This window comes from Fodinicola feengrottensis (genome assembly GCF_010993775.1).
GTDB lineage: Bacteria > Actinomycetota > Actinomycetes > Mycobacteriales > HKI-0501 > Fodinicola > Fodinicola feengrottensis.
Genome location: NZ_WOTO01000005.1, coordinates 212,796 through 227,064 on the forward strand (window position 1 = coordinate 212,796; position 14,269 = coordinate 227,064).

At 67.4% G+C, this 14,269-nt stretch carries 12 protein-coding genes and 1 pseudogene; 7 read left to right on the top strand and 6 right to left on the bottom strand.

The genetic code is table 11. The features are described from left to right. Nucleotides 1-12 precede the first annotated feature (12 nt). The 4 genes from GNX96_RS49485 to GNX96_RS06610 are packed head-to-tail and all read left to right on the top strand — an operon-like array spanning nt 13 to nt 2,986. Nucleotides 13-615 (top strand): glycoside hydrolase family 20 zincin-like fold domain-containing protein, encoded by a 603-nt coding sequence (locus GNX96_RS49485; RefSeq protein ID WP_279579572.1) that lies wholly within the window; start codon nt 13-15, stop codon nt 613-615. Further along, on the top strand, nt 579-2,114 hold the full coding sequence (locus GNX96_RS49490; protein WP_279579598.1) for a protein O-GlcNAcase: 1,536 nt from the start codon (nt 579-581) through the stop codon (nt 2,112-2,114). The genes GNX96_RS49485 and GNX96_RS49490 overlap by 37 nt, the downstream gene beginning before the upstream one ends. Next, a complete protein-coding gene (locus GNX96_RS49495; RefSeq protein WP_279579573.1) occupies nt 2,074-2,640 on the top strand; it encodes a hypothetical protein in 567 nt (188 codons plus the stop codon). The genes GNX96_RS49490 and GNX96_RS49495 overlap by 41 nt, the downstream gene beginning before the upstream one ends. Further along, nucleotides 2,627-2,986, top strand: coding sequence for a discoidin domain-containing protein (locus GNX96_RS06610; protein WP_163567391.1), 360 nt, complete (start codon nt 2,627-2,629; stop codon nt 2,984-2,986). Before GNX96_RS49495 ends, GNX96_RS06610 begins: the two co-directional genes overlap by 14 nt. Before the next feature lie 8 nt (nt 2,987-2,994). Here the strand turns inward: GNX96_RS06610 and GNX96_RS06615 are convergent, their stop codons facing one another. From GNX96_RS06615 to GNX96_RS06625, 3 genes are all read right to left on the bottom strand, one after another. Further along, on the bottom strand, nt 2,995-3,912 hold the full coding sequence (locus tag GNX96_RS06615; protein WP_163567392.1) for a hypothetical protein: 918 nt from the start codon (nt 3,910-3,912) through the stop codon (nt 2,995-2,997). Then, nucleotides 3,909-4,121: a hypothetical protein gene (locus tag GNX96_RS06620; protein ID WP_163567393.1), complete on the bottom strand. Its 213-nt coding sequence runs from the start codon at nt 4,119-4,121 to the stop codon at nt 3,909-3,911. Before GNX96_RS06620 ends, GNX96_RS06615 begins: the two co-directional genes overlap by 4 nt. A 109-nt stretch (nt 4,122-4,230) precedes the next feature. Next, on the bottom strand, nt 4,231-6,654 hold the full coding sequence (locus GNX96_RS06625; protein WP_163567394.1) for a putative N-acetylmannosamine-6-phosphate 2-epimerase: 2,424 nt from the start codon (nt 6,652-6,654) through the stop codon (nt 4,231-4,233). A gap of 296 nt (nt 6,655-6,950) precedes the next feature. On the opposite strand from GNX96_RS06625, the gene GNX96_RS06630 reads away from it, so the two are divergent. Together GNX96_RS06630 and GNX96_RS06635 are read left to right on the top strand one after the other, a co-directional pair. Next, nucleotides 6,951-7,820 (top strand): siderophore-interacting protein, encoded by an 870-nt coding sequence (locus GNX96_RS06630; RefSeq protein ID WP_279579574.1) that lies wholly within the window; start codon nt 6,951-6,953, stop codon nt 7,818-7,820. 68 nt (nt 7,821-7,888) lie between these two features. Further along, a complete protein-coding gene (locus tag GNX96_RS06635; RefSeq protein ID WP_163567395.1) occupies nt 7,889-9,316 on the top strand; it encodes a CHAP domain-containing protein in 1,428 nt (475 codons plus the stop codon). 65 nt (nt 9,317-9,381) lie between these two features. On the opposite strand, the gene GNX96_RS06640 is transcribed toward GNX96_RS06635, so the two are convergent. Further along, entirely contained in the window at nt 9,382-10,611 is a 1,230-nt protein-coding gene (locus tag GNX96_RS06640) for an MFS transporter (protein WP_163567396.1), read from the bottom strand. 92 nt (nt 10,612-10,703) lie between these two features. Here GNX96_RS06640 and GNX96_RS06645 point away from each other — a divergent pair, with 92 nt between their 5' ends. Further along, the gene (locus tag GNX96_RS06645; RefSeq protein ID WP_279579575.1) at nt 10,704-11,282 is read left to right on the top strand and encodes a TetR/AcrR family transcriptional regulator; all 579 of its coding nucleotides are present in this window, start codon (nt 10,704-10,706) and stop codon (nt 11,280-11,282) included. Nucleotides 11,283-11,286: 4 nt separating this feature from the next. Here the strand turns inward: GNX96_RS06645 and GNX96_RS06650 are convergent, their stop codons facing one another. Both GNX96_RS06650 and GNX96_RS06655 read right to left on the bottom strand, forming a co-directional pair. Next, complete coding sequence (locus tag GNX96_RS06650; RefSeq protein ID WP_390623935.1) at nt 11,287-12,843, bottom strand: acetolactate synthase large subunit; 1,557 nt, start codon at nt 12,841-12,843, stop codon at nt 11,287-11,289. Next, nucleotides 12,840-14,240 (bottom strand): annotated as a pseudogene (locus GNX96_RS06655) (FAD-binding oxidoreductase). Before GNX96_RS06655 ends, GNX96_RS06650 begins: the two are co-directional and overlap by 4 nt. Nucleotides 14,241-14,269 lie beyond the last annotated feature (29 nt).

Consider the following 14,269-nt stretch of genomic DNA (forward strand, 5'->3'; position numbering starts at 1 on the left):
GCCGTCACCGTTATGTTGGGCGCCGCCACGGCGGTGGCCGTGTCGTACGCACCGGCTGAAGCGGCCGCACCGGCGCCCTCGATTTATCCCAGGCCACACCAGATTTCGGTGTCACGGGGCGCCGTTGTGTTGCCACCGACGGTCACCGTCGTACGCGGTGCGGCCACCGATCCCGCTGCGTTGACCGCGTTGACAGTGGCACTGCAAGGCGCCGGCGTACGGGTGCAGGTCACCGACCGGCCGGAGTCCGGGCCGCTGACCGTCTATCTCGGTGGTGCAACGGAAAATCCGGCGACCGCCGACGTGTTGGCGACTTTGTCGGCCGGCAACACCGAAGGTTTGCCCGCGGAGGGCTATGTGCTGGCCACCGGGAGCAGCCACGGCCGCCAGTTGGTCGCGCTCGCCGGGGTCGACCCGACCGGCACTTTCTATGCGGTGGTGCAGTCTTTCCGCCAGCTGCTCAGCGCGGCCGCGCGGTCCCGGCTGCTGCCGGTGGTGCACGTACGCGACTGGCCCGCCGCGCAGGTGCGCGGCACCATCGAGGGTTTTTACGGCACTCCCTGTCGCACGCCTCCCGGCTGGACCAGCTCGATTTTTACGGCCAGCACAAGATGAACACCTACGAATACTCCCCGAAAGACGACCCGTACCTGCGCGAGAGGTGGCGTGACCTCTACCCGGCGGACAAGCTCGCCGATCTGAAAGAGCTGGTGGATCGGGCCAATGCCAACCATGTCCGGCTGACGTATGCGCTCTCGCCGGGCCTGTCGGTCTGCTATTCGTCCGAGACGGACATCGCCACCCTGATCGCGAAGTTCGAGCAGGTGTACGCGATTGGTGTCCGGGCCTTCGACATTCCGCTGGACGACATCAGCTACACCAACTGGAACTGTCCCGCGGACGCCACGAAATTCGGCACCGGAGGTGCCGCGGCCGGCGCGGCGCAGTCGTACCTGCTGAACCGGATCAACCAGGATTTCATCGCCAAACACAGCGATGTCCGCCGGCTGGAGACGGTCGCCACCGAGTACTACTCGATCACGGATTCGCCATACAAGACGGCTTTGCGTGAGCAGCTGGACAAGAACGTGATCGTCATGTGGACCGGCACCGCGGTGATCCCGACCACGATCACGGTGGCGCAGACCAAAACCGCCGAGCAGGTGTTCGGGCACGACATGCTGCTGTGGGACAACTATCCGGTCAACGACTACATGCGTGGCCGTACGCCGATGTCGCCCTATCTTGGCCGGCAGGACGGCGTCGCGAGTGCCCAGGTCGGCATCGTGGCGAACCCGATGAACCAGGCCGCCGCGAGTAAGGTCGACCTGTTCGGGGTCGCCGACTTCGCCTGGAACGACACCGGTTTCGACCCGCGGGTGTCCTGGCTGGCCGGCGCATACGAGTACGCGCACGGAAACCAGCGGGTCGTCGACGCGTTGCGCTGGTACGCCGATGCCGAGAACTGGATGCAAACCATCGATCCGGTGGAGGCACCGCGGTTGGCGGCCGCGGTCAGCGCTTTCTGGTCGGCGTGGCAACACGATGACCAGCACGGAATCGCGGTTTTCCAGCAGCAGGTACGGGACTTCGCGCAAGCGCCGACGATCCTGCGGGCCGGTCTTGAACCGGCTTTCGCGACCGAGACCGGCCCATGGCTGGACGCGATGACATCGTGGGGCCAGGCGATGAAACTGTCGCTGGACATGCTGCGAGCGCAGCGGTCCGGAGACGGGGCGCGGGCCTGGGCTGACCGGCAGCAGATCCCGGCTTTGGTGGCAGCGGCCGCACATCAGGTCGATCCTATTGACGGAACCACGCATGTGAAGGTCGCCAACACGGTCGCAGACGCGTTCGTACGGGACGCGTTGGCGACGAACGATCGCTGGTTTGGGCTCAGCAGCACCGCTTCTTGGTCGGTGACTGGTGGCCCGGCCGCAGCATCGGGATCGTCGTTGACAAACGTGACCGACCGGAACCTCGACACTTCTTATGTGGCAGCCGCCGCGCCGGTTTCGGGCGACGCGTTGGTCATCAGCGCGGCGAGTGCCGCGCCGCTGTCCGCGGTCCCTGGTGGCGGTGCCGGCCGGCCGGCGAACGGCGGCCGAGGTTGACGTGCGTACGTCCGGCCAGTGGCAGCCGATCGGCCGGATTTCCAGCGGCTACGCCGAACTCCCGGTCAAGGGACTCAGCGTCGACGCCGTACGGCTGCGGTGGCTGGAAAACTCCACAGCACCGGCAGTGGCCGAGGTCGTTCCGGTGCCGTCCGGCGTACCAGCAGCGCTGACGGTCGACCCGGCCGCACTGGTGGCCGACGCGGGCGCTCAGGTGTCCGCGACCCTCACGGTGGCGAGTACGGCGTTGGCCGCGGTCCGCGGCCGGCTGCAGGTCACTGCCCCAGCGAGTGTGACCGTCCCCCGCGTCGGTCGACGTGTCCGTACGCAGGGGAGACCAGACCCAGATTCCGTTGGCTGTCACCGTTTCCGCGTCCGCGCCAACCGGTGCGAAGCAGCTTACGGTGACGCTCGCCGGTCGTATTTTCCAGGTGCCGCTGCACATTTATCCGCACACGCTCGGCACCAACGTGGCTTTGGCCTCAGCGGGCGCATCGGCCACCGCGTCGTGCGTGGAGATCGATGATCCGAGCCGGTTCGGCGCACCTTTCGGAAACGATGGCGACCCGCAGACCCGGTGGTCGTCCTGCTATGACGACAACGCCTGGTGGACAGTCAAGCTGGCCGGCTCGTACCCACTGTCCAAAGTGGTCATTCAGTGGGAGGCGTCTTACGCTTCGGCGTACAAACTCCAGGTCTCGTCCGACGGTACGACCTGGACAACGGTCGCCGACCAATCGCACGGCAGTGGCGGGGTGGAGACAGTCCGCTTCGATCCGGTCAACGCCAGCTACCTCCGTATGCAGGGGGCAAAACGCGCCCTGCAATGGGGCTACTCGTTCTACGAACTCCAGGCCTACCCGGCCGGGTGATGGTGGCGTCAACTACGGAACTGTGACGCCAAAGTCGAGGAAAGGCGGATGCCCTCAGCGACCGCGAGTTCACCAGCGCCGGCTGCCACCGGAGAAATGTTTACTTCGTAGACGTCGGTGTCGTAGGCGGCTTTCGTTGGCAGGTAGCCAAGATATCCGTGCGTGTAGCCGACAAGGGCGCTGACGTCCGGTGCGCCGGCGATGACCTGGGCCTGCAGGTCCAAGTACGGCTCGGCGCCGAAGGCCACCAGGCGCAGCGAGCCGACCTGGATGGCGCTGACGGTGAGCCGTGGATCGGCAGGGCGCGAAACGGCGGACAGTTCGGCGCCCTGCAAGGCGGTTTCAGCTTCCCGTACGGCCACTGGGTCACCAGTGGCCTGAGCCGCGGCCAGTCGTGACCGAATGCCGGCGAGTGCGGGAGCGCCTTCGTTCGTACGAGCCGGCAGCCCGAATCCGAGCGTACGAGCGCCGGCCAACCCAGCACCGTCCACCGCGGACCCGGGATTTTCCAGCAGCGCCATCAGTTGCGCGGCCGCTAGGGTGCCGAGCCGGGCCAGCTCGGTCGGCGTCTGCTCGCGGCGATGCGGGCGCGTACTGATGTCGCCGGCGGCGCCGGTGGCGACCATGGTCCAGGGCACGTCGATGAGGCCCTGCCGGACCGCGCCCGCGAGGTCCGCGCTGACCAGTTGGTTGTCGGCTCCAAGGATCGTCGGATGGATCGGCAGGATCGCGATCATGCCGAGCAAATCTCCGGCAGGGGAACGGAAAGCGAGCGCGGTGATCGGGACGGTGCCCAGCGGCGCGGGACCGCTGCGCTGTCCGGCCACCGCCTCCAACTCTCCACTATGGACAGTCAGGAAACCCGGCACCTCGGCACGTACCGCAGCAGCGGCGGCTTCCTGTGCCGCGTTTGTCAGCTGAGTCAACAAAGCGGGGGCGGGGTGGTGCCGCCGCCAGCGTGGCAGCCGGTGTCCGGCCCGGAGTGGGTGTGGGTGGCACCGACCCACACCAATTCGGGGGAGGCGGACGAAAGCCGGGCAGTGATCGCGTCGGCGAGATCGGTGTTGATGGCGGGCAAGTCGCCAACCAGCCAGAGAAATCGGCGCCCTGCGGCGCTCATGCTGACCGCGTGCATTTCCAGCCCGTCCAAGGTGCCGGTGCTGGGGCCTACCCGGGCGGCATATATCCGCCCATCGGGGTGCCCAGCGGCACGTCCAGCGACACCACCCCATGCCCAACGGAAATCATTGCATCGCCTTCAAAAGTCGAGTGGTGATGGCCATCGGGTTGGTCACCGCGGTGCCGACGATCACCGCGTACGCGCCGGCCGTGATCGCGGCTCGCACCTGATCCGGTGTCCAGTATCGTCCTTCGGCCAACACCGGGCAGTCCAGCCGGTCCACGAGTGCGGCCACCAGTTCCACGTCCGGGTCGTCCGGCACCGGGCCGCCGGTGTAGCCGGACAGGGTGGTGGCGATCAGGTCGGCGCCGGCCTGCCGGGCCGCGATGCCGGCCGCCAGCGAGTCCACATCGGCCATCACCTGGACGCCAAGTTCGTTATGGATCCCGGAAATCTGATCGGCGAGGGTGCTGCCGTCGGGTCGCGGACGGTCGGTGCCGTCAATCGCGACCATGCTGGCGCCGGCCCGCACCACTTCGGCCGCCGCCGCCACGGTCGGGGTGATGTAAACCCCGCCGGGGTCGCCGAGCTTGTTTATCCCGATGATCGGCAAGTCCACAGTGGACCGGATGGCGGCCACGTCGGACGGCCCGTTCGCTCGTACGCCCAAGGCACCACCAGCGGCGGCCGCGGCGGCCATCAGCGCCATCGACTCCGGCCCGTGCAGAGGATTTCCGTACCAGGCCTGACAAGAGACCACCAGCGAACCGGCCGGAAACGGCAGGCTGTCCATAGTGGACACGATGGGCAGCGGTTCGGGCCGATAAACCCGGACCAGTCGCGCGTACGGCCCGAGGGAGCCTTGCGCGAGGAGTTTCGCGCCGTCCAAAGGGGTTCCGGCGGCTGGTACGAAGGTGGCCGTGGGCACCACCTCGGCCAGCCGGCTACGGATCGGCCCGAGGAAGATCTCACCGGCCTGGAAGAGGGATCCGGTGTAGGCGACAGTGACCGGTTCGGTACGCGACAATCGCCGAACGGTCACCACGATGCTGTGCGCGAGGCCGGCGGCAGCGTCCGCGACGATGGCCGCGGCGACCGGGTCATGGGCGGCGGCGGCGAAAACGTCGATCGCGAAGCCGGCCACCTCGGCCACCAGGGCGTCGGAGCTGGCCAGCCTGACCGCGAGATTCCTTACCCCGCCATAGAAATTCTCGGCCCGAGCGGTCAGCGTGGTCGGCCTGCCGCGACCGTCCCGAGCGGCCAGCACCGCTCGCACACCGGCCCGGCCGATCGCGAAGCCGCTGCCCACGTCACCGAAAAGATACCCACCGCCGTCGACTTTGTGGATCGCCGCATCCGCGCCGACGCCCAGGCACACCACCCCGCTGCCAGCTGCCACCACGACTCCCTGCCGCGAGGGCAGCGCGCCCGCGTGGGCGGTCACCATGTCCTCGCAGAGCCGCACCTCGGTGGCGTCCAACGCCCCGCCCACCGCCGCGGCCAGCCGCTGGGAGTCGTCAGGATCGGTGGGATTTCCGGTCAGGCCAAGGCAAGCAACGTCCACCGGGCCGGTCAGCCCGGCATCGGCGGCGGCTGCCCGTACGGCCCGGGCGACGGCACCCACCGGATCGCCGCCGCGGTAGCTGAACCCCGGACCAGCGCCGCTGGCCGGCTCCGGCCCGGCGACCAGCCGCAGGCCCGACTGGCCGCCGTCGATGGCCACCCAGCGCGGCGCTGCCATCATCGAGCACCTGCGGACATCGTTACGCCTCCACGGAACGTTGGTGCAGTGTAAGGAAAAGAGCTCAGCCGAGGGCTCCGCGAGGCACCGACGGGCGCGGCGGGCGCAGCTCCGCGGTGATCGAGTAGCGCGATCGCCCCGATACATCGAGACGCAGCTCTCCATCACCCGGCCACGGATGTCCAGGCTCATCCCGCGGATCGCGAGGCAGGGCTGGGTGACCGGGATCTGTAGCCGGTCGGCGGTCTTCGGATCGGGCATCGCCGGCTCCAGGTGGCAGGTGCCACTGGCGATTTCCACGCCATAGCGGCTGGCCAGCAGCTCGTACCAGGACCCGTCCAGGTCGTCGGCGGTCAGCCCCGGCACATACCGCTCCGGCACGGTCGTACGCTCCACGGCCATCGGCAGGTCGTCCGCGAGCCGCAGCCGGACGAACTCCACCACCGGGTCGCCGATGGGGATCCGCAACTGCCGGCTGCGGGCCCGGTCGGCGCGGTGTCGGCGCAGTTCGAGCGTACGGCTGGCCGGCCGCATCCCGCGCCGGGACATCTCCTCGGAGAAGGAGGTCATCGCCAGTCGGCGACTGATCTTCGGGCGAGACGTGAAGGTGCCGCTGCCCTGCCGGCGTACCAGCAGGTCCTGCAGGACGAGCTCGTCCATCGCCCGGCGCAGGGTCATCCGGGCCACTTGCCAGCGGGCCGCCAGCTCCCGCTCGGACGGCAGGATGGTGCCCTCCGGCTGTTGGTCGATCAGGTCCAACAGCCGAGCCCGGATCTCGGCGATCTTGCCGGGTGCCGCGTTGGGCATCGCTGGACCTCCTCGCCGACCACGGAACCGTACCGATGACGTTCACACACTTTCCGTGACCCGCCATCGGGTTCACCAGGGGTCTGTCCATTCTCGTTAGACCACTTGTCTAGCGGTCCGCCGATCGGCAGGCAACCTGGCTGGCTGTACGGCTACCCGAATCGTGCCACTGGTCTAAAACGATATGTGGGCGCTCCCACTTCAAGATGCGCGACCGGTAGGTAAGGCTTACCTTGCTGTATGGTGTCCTTAGTCGCGTAGTGGCGTGCTGTACGCGACTGGGTGGAAACAGAACCGTGGGGGAGTTGCTCATGGCCGACAGCAGTGTTGCTGCGCCGAGCCCGCCGGCCGCACCGGTCCGGCAAAACGACAGTGCCTACCGGATGTTCGGTGCCGAAGTGGTGAGCCGCGAGGTCCTCACCCCGCATATGGCCCGGATCACGTTCGGTGGCGAGCTCGACGGATTCACCACCGTCGGGATTGACCATCGCATCAAGCTCTTCTTCCCGTTGCCCGGCCAAACCGAGCCGCAGGTGCCGGACGGGGTGGACTGGTATCAGCGCTATCGCGAGATGCCCGACGCCGTGCGCCCGCCGATGCGTACGTACACGATCCGCAATCACCGACCGGCCGCCGGCGAGGTGGATGTCGATTTCGTGCTGCATGGCGACAGCGGGCCGGCCTCCAGTTGGGCGACCCGCGCCAAGACCGGTGACCGAGTGGTGATCTGCGGCCCGAACGCGGCCGTGGTGCCCACTGTCGGGTACGAATACCGGCCGGTCGCGGACAGCGACTGGCGGCTGATCGTCGGCGACGAAACCGCCCTGCCGGCCATTTCCGGCATCCTGGAATCCTTTGGCCCGGACGAAAAAGCGATGGTCTTCGTCGAGGTGCCGGACGACGAGGCGGACGTGCAGCCGATGGCCACCCAAGGCAATGTCGACGTCACCTGGCTGCCGCGCTCTGGCGCCGGCGACGGGATCGGCCTGTCGCTGCGCCGCGCGGTCACCGAAGCCCAGTTTCTCGCCGGTCGGCCGTACGCGTGGCTGGCTGGTGAGTCGAGCACGGTGACCGCGCTGCGCCGGCATTTGGTCAAGGAACGCAAGGTGGACCGCGAGTCGGTCACCTTCCTCGGCTACTGGCGGCGCGGCGGCTCGATCGAATAACGGTGTGACAACTGGCCTTGCCGGGCGTTTGTGTCTGCAGTCGCTCGTTTCGCCCTGGAGGCCGGGTCATGCGTGTTGCCGTACGGAAGCTGCTCCTTGTCCTGGTTCTCCTGTTGGCCGGCACGGTGGCCTTCACCGCCAGCCCGGCGCAGGCCGCCACCGGCCAGGACATTGCCAACCTCGCCCATGCCCAGCTGGGAAAGGGCTGCTCGGGCAATGGGTGGGGGTGTGGTGACGCCGGGGAATGGTGCTCGGACTTCGCCCGCTGGGTGTGGGGCCAGACTCCCGGTGTCAGGACTGCCGGCCTGACCGCGGATTCGGGGAGTTTCACCAGCTACGGCAGGGCGAACAACAACATCATCACCACCACCCCGCATGTCGGTGACGCGATTGTCTATTACCAGGGCAGTTTCGCCGCGCACGTGAACATCGTGGTGGCCGTACGTGGAGATGGTTTCGTTCAGACTATTGGCGGAAACCAAGGCAGCCCCGGGCTCGTACGATTCGATGACTGGCACGCGCCGGGCGCCTATATGTCCGGAACCATTGTCATCGTCACGCCGGTTGGCCTGACCGGGGGTGGCACTCCGACCGCTGGGCCTGGCTCGGCGCAGGTCGTCATTGCCGGCATGGATGGCTTGGTCTACCACGAAATCCGGTTCCCGGACGGAAACTGGACCGGCTTTGGCAGCTTGCCCACGCACGCCCAAGATGTCGCGGTGGCCGGCCTGCATGATGACGGATCCGCCCAGGTGGTGATCGTCGGCAACGACCGGGTCTATCACGAGATCCGTTACCCGGATGGAAACTGGCGCGGTTTCCAGGGTCTGCCAGGCATCGGTACCACCGAGACGGCCGGTGCGAAAGCGGCCGGCGTCGCCGGCCTGCCAAACGGCTCGTCGCAGGTGGTCATCATCGGTACGGACAACCGCGTCTACCACGAAGTTCGTTTCCCAGACGGAAACTGGAGCGGCTTCAACGGTCTGCCGGGCATCGGTACGACCGAGCCGGCCGGCGCGAAAGCGGTCGCCATCACCGGAATGTCGGACGGTTCGGCGCAGGTGCTGATCGTCGGCCTCGACAATCAGGTCTATCACGAGATCCGTTTCCCGGATGGAAACTGGAGTGGGTTCGCGCCGCTGGGTGCCACCGCGAAGGCGGTCAGCATCGCTGGTCTGCCAGGAAACTCCGCCCAGGTCGCGATCATCGACATGAACGACCGGGTCTATCACGAGATCCGTTACGCGAACGGAAACTGGAGCGGTCTGCGGCCGGTGCCCGGCATCGGCACGACCGAGGCAGCTGGCGCGAAATCCGTCGGCATCGCCGGCGAACCGGACGGGTCGTCCCAGGTGGTGATCGTCGGCCTGGACAACCGGGTGTATCACGAAGTCCGCTTCAGCAACGGAAACTGGAGCGGCTTCAACGGCCTGCCCGGGATCGGTACGACCGACGCCGCCCAAGCCACCAGCGCCGCCATCGCCGGAATGCCGTAAACACCCCGCCGCGAGGGTGCCGTTTCGGGGGTCTTGTCACCCTAGAACGCCACTCTCGCGGAGGTTCAGGTGCGGGCGTCGCGGAACCGGGAAAGGCCCAAGGCCAGGGCCACCACCAGAAATCCGCCGGCGCCCGCCCAGAGCATCGGCCGGTAGCCGATCGTGTCACCGAGGAATCCGCCCACCGGGGCGCCGATGACGATCATCGCGCGGTTGATCGAGCGCATGGTGGCGTTCATCCGGCCTTGCAGCCGGTCGGGAGTGACGGCCTGTCGGTAGCCCATCTCGTTCGCGTTTTCGGCGCCGAGTGAGAAACCAAAGAGGAGTTGCCCGGCACCGAAAACAAGCCAGCCATACCAGTGTGGCGTGCTGAGAGCGACAAAAGACCAGGACACCGCGCTCAGCGCACGACATGCGACGATCACCCGCCCGCTGCCCCACCGCGCTCCCAACCGGGTGGCCGCGAGGCTGCCGGCGAGTCCGCCAACGCCGCCGCCGCCGGCGAGAGCGAGTCCGAGGCCGAACGGGCTGAGATCGAGCGTACGCAACGCAAACGCCGGCATGACCGCGCCGACCACGGCCGAGCAGAGAAACCAGCCGTGGGTGTTCAGGGCGATGAGCCGCAGAGTGGGGTGTTTGTAGACCCACCGCAGGCCTTCCACCGCGTCCTGCCGTACGCCGCGGATCGACAGCGGTTGACCTGGCGGCTCCGCGACCGAAATGCGCATCAACAAAATGCCCGAGACGAGATAGCTCGCGGCGTCCACGAGAATTGCCCACGGCGCGGTCAGCAGCGACACCAGCCCACCGGCGAGCGCCGGCCCGGAGGTCTGCGAAACGGCGTCGCTCTGGTCGAGTCGGGCATGGGCCGCGGTGAGCAGATTCGTGGGTACCAGCCGGGGCACGTACGACTGGAAAGCCGCGTCGTTCAGCAACGACATCAGCCCGAAGACGGCCATGAATGCCATCAGTACACTCAAAGTAAGCTGGTGAGTCACTGCCAGCAAGGGAATGCCGACCAGTAGGACGCCCCGGCCGAGATCGGTCGCCACCAACAACGGCCGGCGCCGCGTACGGTCAATCAGAACGCCGGCGACCAAGCCGAACAGCAGATAGGGCAACCAGCGGGCCGCGCTGACCAGCCCGACGGCCACCGATCCTTGGTGCAGGGACAGCACAATCAGCACCTGGATGGCGAGAGTCGTCACGTACGTGCCGAACCCAGAAACCGTTGACGCTGTCCAGAACCGAAGGAATCCAGGCGAGTCCCACGGACTTACGGGTTTGGTCACCATGTGTTCCCGTCTTCTGACTCAATCTTGTCACTGACAAGATTCGCCGAAAAGGCCGATCTTGTCAATGCCAAGATCTCGGCTAGGGTGTGATCGTGACCGGAGTGCAGCCGTACCACCACGGCGACTTACGTCGCGTGCTCATAGACCACGCGGTCGCCGCCATCGCAGAGAACGGGTTCGAGCGGCTCAGTCTGCGCGATCTCGCCCGTCGGGCCAACGTCTCGCATGCCGCGCCGGCTTATCACTTCACCGATCGGACCGGGCTGCTCACCGCCGTCGCGGCCCAGGGCTACCGGTTGCTCGGAGACGAGCTGGACGAGATTCTTCGGGAAACCAACAGTTTCCTGGAAGTCGGCGTGGGATATGTGCGGTTCGCGGTGGCGCATCCCGCGCATTTCGACGTGATGTTCCGCCCGGCCCTGTATCGCGACGATCCGGACCTGGCCGAGCAACGCGATCGTACGATGGCGATTCTGCGGGCCGGCGCCGGCACGGTCGACCTGGCCGCGGCAACTGGACAGTCCACAAAGGACTCAGAGGCGGCTGGCCTGGCCGGCTGGTTCTTCTGCCACGGCCTGGTCACCCTCTACCGCAGCGAGGTCCTCGCCGCGAACAGCCCGGCAGAACTGGAAACCCTGGCCCGCCGGGCCGCGAACGTGCTGTTTTCCTAGGCCCCTAGGGAATCATTGCGGGAACGATGGCTTCGATCAGGTGCGGGCCGGGCTCGGCGAACGCGGCTTTCAGTGCTTCGGCCAGTTCTTCGGCGGTGGTCGCTTTCGACGCTGGCACGCCCATTCCCTGAGCGATGGACACGAAATCCAGGTCCGGCCGAGACAGGTCCAGCAGGTCCTTGGCCCGCGGCCCACCAGCTTGCGCGCCGACCCGCTGCAGCTCCAACCGCAGGATCGCGTACGCGGAGTTGTTCAGCAGCACGGTGGTGATGTTCAGGTTTTCCCTGGCGTGGGTCCACAGCGCGGAGATCGTGTACATCGCGCTGCCGTCCGCCTGCAGGCACAACACCGGCCGGTCCGGGCAGGCGAGCGCGGCGCCGGTGGCGACCGGCAGGCCGTAGCCAATGGCCCCACCGGTGAGGGTCAGCACGTCGTGTTTCGGGGAACCGGCGGTGGCGCTGGGAATGAGTACGCCCGAGGTGTTGGCCTCATCCGCGACAATCGCGTTTTCCGGCAGCAGCGCGCCAATCACGTCCGGCCAGTTCTGCGCGGTCAGCGGGCCGGTCGGCAGCTCCGGCCGGTGCGCGGCGGCGAGCACCGGCTCGGCGTCCTTGCCGATCACCTCGGCGAGCCGCTCCAGCGCGCCGGCGGCGTCCTCGCTGGCACCGGCGAGAGTGTGCACGGCACAGCCGTCCGGCACCAGGTCGCTGGCTTTTCCGGGATAGGCGAAGAAAGAAACCGGTGAGCGGGCGCCAGCCAGGATCAGGTGCTGGACGCCTTCGAGTTGGTACGCGACTTGCTCGGCAAGGTAACCGAGGCGGTCGAAAGTGGGCACTCCGGCACCCCGGGTGATCCGGGCCGGGAAGGTCTCGGCGAGCACGATCGCGCCGCTGGCCGCGCTGATCCGGCTGGCCGCGACCAGCGCGGGTTCGCGGGTGGCGGCGCCGCCGAGCAGGATGACCGTACGCTCGCCGGAAGTCAACGCGTTGACGGCGTCGATGACAGCTTCCTCGGCGACTGGCGTCCGCTCCTGCGGGCGTACCGGATCAGCCGCCTGTCCGCCTTCTGACCAGGAAACATCGGCCGGCAGGATGAGTGTTGCCACCCCGCCGGGCGGCGAGCAGGCGGCGGCCACCGCGTCGGCCGCGTCGCGACCGACATCGGTGGTTTTCTCGCTGCGCCGCTGCCAGTTGGACACCGCGCTCGCGATCGCGTCGATGTCCGACTCCAGCGGCGCGTCATAACGTTTGTGGTCAAGCGCTGATCGCCAACGATGTTCACGACGGGGGTCGCCGCGCGCCGCGCGTTGTGCAGGTTGGCGAGCCCGTTTCCCAGACCTGGGCCCAAAATGCAGCAGAACGCCGGCCGGCTTGTCGGCCATTCGCGCGTACCCGTCGGCGGCACCGGTCGCGACGCCTTCGAAAAGCGCCAGCACGCCGTGCATTTCGGGGACGGAGTCCAGAGCGGCCACGAAATGCATCTCCGAGGTGCCCGGATTGGAGAAGCACACGTCGACGCCGGAGTCGACGAGCGTACGGATCAGAGCCTGTGCGCCGTTCATGCGTTGCCTTCCGGGGAAACCAGCAGAATATCCGGATTGAGAATGCCGTTGGGATCGAAGGCCGATTTTATCCGCCGCATCAGGGCGATCTTGGTGGGGTCCTCCAGCTCCAGGAAGTATTTCTTCTTCTCCTGGCCAATGCCGTGCTCGCCGGAGATCATCCCGCCCAGCGCCATCCCGGCCGCGAACATTGCCTTCCAGCGTCTGATCGCGGGCTTCCGGGTCTTTCTGGAAGAGCGCGAAATGCACGTTGCCGTCGCCGGCGTGCCCGCAGCCGATCACGTACGAGCCGTGTTCGGTGGCGATCTTGCTCGCCTGGGCGACGAAATCCGGGATGGCGCCACGCGGTACGACGGTGTCGATGATGCAGTCCGCGCCGGCCGCTTTAGCGGTCCAAAATGCCTTTTCGCGGGCTTCGATGAGCTTGCGTGCGGCCGGTCCGGGCAACACGTACACGTCGATCGCGCCGAGTTCGCCGAGCTGCTCGCCGGCCGTCTCGATGTCCGTCTCCAGCCGATCGGCGTCCCGGTTTTCCAGCGATACCACCAGGTACGCCTGTGCGGTGTCGCGTACGGAATCCGGGATGCCCAGTGACAGGTTGGCGTTGTGGCTGATCGCGGCCATCGTCAGCATGTCGATGTATTCCAGGATCGTCGGTCCGATCCCGCTCGCCACGATCTTCGGGACCGCCCGGGTCACTCTCGTCCAGCGTGCTGAAGGGCGCCAGCAGCGTGGTCTGGTGTTCCAGCCGCGGCGCGAGCCGCAGCACCGCCTCGGTGACCAGCGCCAACGTGCCTTCTGATCCGACGATCAGCTGGGTCAGGTCGTACCCGCTGCTGACCTTGGAGACCTTCCCGCCGGTACGCAGGATCTCGCCGGTCGCCAGCACCACTTCCAGCCCGAGCACGTGTTGCCTGGTCACGCCGTACCGGATCGCGCTCATGCCGCCGGCGTTGGTGTTCACGTTGCCGCCGAGGCTGCCGGACAGCTCGCCCGGATGCACCTGGTACGCGAGGCCCACCTTCGCGGTGGCCTCGTCCAGTTGCGCGAGCGTGACGCCTGGCTGGACAGTCGCGGTGTGGTTGACCGTGTCGATCTCGGCGATCGACGCCATCCGCTCGAACGAGACGACGACGCCGTCGCGCGCGCGGGACGGCGCCGCCGGACAGTCCGCTGCCGGAACCGCGGGCGGTGACCGGTACGCGCGAGTCGTTCGCCAGCTTCAGCACGCTGGCGACCTCCTGCGCGGTGCCGGGCTTCACGACGTACGCAGGCGTGACGGGCGCCACACCGAGTGCCTCGTCGTGCCTGTAGTCGTCGGAGATCGCCTCGCCGATCAGCAGATTCGCCTCGCCGACGAGGGCGGCCAACCGCCCAGCCAGCCCGTCACCAGTCATCCGGTCCTCCGTGCTCGGCGTGATGATGC

Excerpts from the sequence above, each read along its gene's own strand:
- GNX96_RS49485 (WP_279579572.1), top strand. The coding sequence starts at position 13 with ATGTTGGGCGCCGCCACGGCGGTGGCCGTGTCGTACGCACCGGCTGAA.
- GNX96_RS06620 (WP_163567393.1), bottom strand. The coding sequence starts at position 4,121 with ATGCACGCGGTCAGCATGAGCGCCGCAGGGCGCCGATTTCTCTGGCTG.
- GNX96_RS06625 (WP_163567394.1), bottom strand. The coding sequence starts at position 6,654 with ATGCCCAACGCGGCACCCGGCAAGATCGCCGAGATCCGGGCTCGGCTG.
- GNX96_RS06635 (WP_163567395.1), top strand. The coding sequence starts at position 7,889 with ATGCGTGTTGCCGTACGGAAGCTGCTCCTTGTCCTGGTTCTCCTGTTG.
- GNX96_RS06640 (WP_163567396.1), bottom strand. The coding sequence starts at position 10,611 with ATGGTGACCAAACCCGTAAGTCCGTGGGACTCGCCTGGATTCCTTCGG.
- GNX96_RS06650 (WP_390623935.1), bottom strand. The coding sequence starts at position 12,843 with ATGAACGGCGCACAGGCTCTGATCCGTACGCTCGTCGACTCCGGCGTC.